3 protein-coding genes are annotated in these 3002 nt (G+C 59.9%); 1 reads left to right on the top strand and 2 read right to left on the bottom strand.

Going from position 1 to position 3002, the window contains the following annotated elements; all coding sequences use genetic code 11:
- Positions 1-117 precede the first annotated feature (117 nt).
- Together P792_RS24110 and P792_RS0118055 are read right to left on the bottom strand one after the other, a co-directional pair.
- Positions 118-1500 (bottom strand): YncE family protein, encoded by a 1383-nt coding sequence (locus P792_RS24110; protein ID WP_081866869.1) that lies wholly within the window; start codon positions 1498-1500, stop codon positions 118-120.
- Between the two features lie 25 nt (positions 1501-1525).
- A complete protein-coding gene (locus P792_RS0118055) occupies positions 1526-2338 on the bottom strand; it encodes a creatininase family protein (protein WP_369794199.1) in 813 nt (270 codons plus the stop codon).
- Positions 2339-2693: 355 nt separating this feature from the next.
- Between P792_RS0118055 and P792_RS38285 the strand changes: the two genes are divergently transcribed.
- A partial coding sequence (locus tag P792_RS38285) for a DUF2721 domain-containing protein (RefSeq protein WP_035439396.1) occupies positions 2694-3002 on the top strand: 309 nt, incomplete at its 3' end.

Here is a 3002-nt window from a genome sequence, read left to right as displayed (position 1 = left end):
TGATCGTTTATCCACGGTGTTCGGGTACAAGGAAGGTTGGCGTCGTATAACCCGTCGGAGAATGACAGGCCTTCCATTCCGGGCGGCATGACCTGAAGCCGCCCGGATGGCACAAACTTAACGCAGGATACCGGTGTGACCGACGCTGTAGCGGCCCGGCTGCGGCCAGACGGTCAGACCATGCGGTTCAGCCCCTACGGGGATCTTCTTTACATCGCCGGTCTCGGTGTTGATGGCATAGGCCACATCATCGAAACGGCCAGAAAGCCAGAGGAGCTTTCCATCGGCGCTGACATTGCCCATATCCGGGCTGCCACCGCCGGGAATCGGCCAGGTCTTGACGACCTTGTCTGTCGCGAAATCGATCACTGACACGCTGCCAGGGCTGTGACGCGGGCCATGAATCCGGTGTGAACCGCGATTGGCCACATACATGAACTTGCCGTCACGGCTGGGGTATTCGCCATGCGTACCGGGGCCAGTCGGGATGAAGCCGGTTTCCTTGAAGCTGTCACCATCGACCACGAACACACCATCGGCATGCATATCGGCAATATAGAATTTATGGCCGTCCGGGGCAGTCAGGATATCCTGCGGCATCCCGCCCTTCGACAGCTTGAGATACCCGATCAGGCTACGGTTGACCGTATCGATCTTGGCCAGATAGCCACCGAATTCACAGGTGAAAATGGCATAACGGCCATCGATCGAGAAATCGGCATGGTTGATGCCCTTGCACTGCGGCGCCTCAACCGAGCCGATAAGGGCCATGGTATGCGGGTCACGGAAATCCAGACGCTCATGCGCTTCAGCCACCACTATGGCGTATTTACCATCCGGGGTGAAATACATGTTGTAGGGGTCGTCCACCGTGACAGCAGGGCCCGGCTTGCCCGTGCGCGGGTCGATCGGAGTCAGGCTGCCATCATTGCTGCCTTCGGCGTTATTGGTGACCCACAATGTCCGCAGATCCCAGCTGGGCACCACATGCTGCGGACTGCGACCCACCTTAAAGGTGTCGACCACCTTGAACGTTGCGGGATCGATGACCGACACGCTGTTGCCACGCAGATTGGGCACATAAACCCGCGCCAGATCATCCTTGATGGCCGGCGAGATCTTGCCCGAAATCGTCTCGCTATAGATGTTTTTGGGGTCAATGACCGCAGGCATGCCGGGAATGGTCTGCACAGCACCGGCAACCGGGGTGGCCGCGCTCGTTGCGGCCGGGGGCGTTACCTGAACGACGGGGGCGACTGGCGCTGTGCTGGCGGGCGTTGTGCTGGCCGGGGTAGCGCTGGATGAAGGCGCGGCAGACGGCGTTGTGGCGGCAGAAGCCGGGGCTTGTGAAGTTGCCCCCGAAGCCGCCGATGATGCTGTAGCCGGTGCGGATGCCGCCTGTGCCGGAGCTGCAGGGGTTTCCTGCGCACGTGTCGCCTGAGCGGTGGCCAATGACAGGCCAACCAGCGAGACGATGAACGCGTGATGTGAAAACTTCATAGATGCTCCTTGATAACGGTTCTGCCTAGCGTGACGCGCCGAGGGCATCGAGCGCCGCCTGAACCTGAATCGCTGTTCCGATCTGCCCCAGCGCCACAGTCGCTGGGCGCGGGTCGCCTCCATAAACGCCCTGTGCACTGTCAGGCAGGGCAGCACTGTGCAACGCCTGCTCACGCACCATCGTCGGATCGATAGCAAGCATGAGCGCCGTATCGCTCAGATCCGCATGTTTGCCCAAATCCTTGCCATATCCCTTTTGCCGCAGGATCTCGGCATAGCGTGTACCGATACTGTCATAATAGGCTGCGAGGTAGATGGCCTCGCCCTGACCACGCCACTTATTGTTCAGCTTGTCCACCGCCGCCTTGAGATAGGACAAATACCCGCCGTGGTCGGCAATAAACACGACACGCCTGAAACCCTGAACATGAAAGCTGTCCCCGGCCCCCATGATCAGCCCCTCAAACACAGCAGGCGGGATCGAGATCGTCCCGGCAAAACGCATATGAGAGGTGCGGGGCGAGGTTCCGCCCTCAGGAACATAGGCAATGACCGGCGCAACAAGCGTATGGCCCAGCCGGGCGGCGATGCGTTCCGCCTGTAATTCGGCCCGCACATTGTGCTTGCCGACGGCAATATAGGGGCCGCTTTGCTCGGTTCCCCCTACGGGTACGATAATTGTGTCTGTACCGGACTGGATGCGAGACTGGATTTCGGTCCAGGTCAGCCTTGCAAAGGACACTGTCTCTGCATGACCTGTCGACGGACGAATGAGGCAGGTCAGCGCCGAGGCAACCAACAGACAGGCCGCACGCCTGACATCGGGAATAAAAGCCAAACCGAGATCTTTCACCGGAAAACCTGACACATGATACGCCTTGCCCTGCATCTGCCGAGCCTGAGCGGATCAGGTTTTAACATAGCTGTAGCGGTGCGCCAGAGAGGCGCACCAAAAGACCAACTTCAGGGCACGATGCCCCTGCTTGCCGCTATATCTGACTTCATTCTGCGACCGGCCCTTGCTCCTGCCCCGCCAATGCCGTGCCCCCTCGGGGCAGACCGCATGACGCGGCACCGGGAGCAAAACCAGCCACCCCTTGCGCTGTCATGTTGCAGAGTTTTGCTAGCCCTGTAAAACCTGCTGGCTCCCATACAGTCCCGCTTTCACGCCTTCACTTCAGGATACCATTTTCATGGCGCTCGACCCCGTTGGCCTCAACGCCCTTCTGGCCCCCGAACCCATCGACAGTGTTGCCCATGTCATTCAGGTCGCTCTGACACCTGTTTTCATGCTGTCAGGTGTTGCCTCGCTGCTGACCCTGTTCAATACGCGTCTGGCGCGGGTTTCAGACCATGTAGAGGAAGTCGCCCATCGCCTGCAGGACGACCATGAGGATGATCCGGATGAGACAGCACGGCTGAAGCGGCACCAGAATCGGCTGCGTCGGCGGGTCTTTGCACTGGATTGTGCCATCATGCTGGGCGGCGTTGGCGGGGCCTCC

It is taken from the genome of Asaia sp. SF2.1, assembly GCF_000505765.1.
Taxonomy (GTDB): domain Bacteria; phylum Pseudomonadota; class Alphaproteobacteria; order Acetobacterales; family Acetobacteraceae; genus Asaia; species Asaia bogorensis.
The sequence above is the reverse complement of the archived record's forward strand: the minus strand, read 5'-3'. Positions and strand labels throughout refer to the sequence as shown.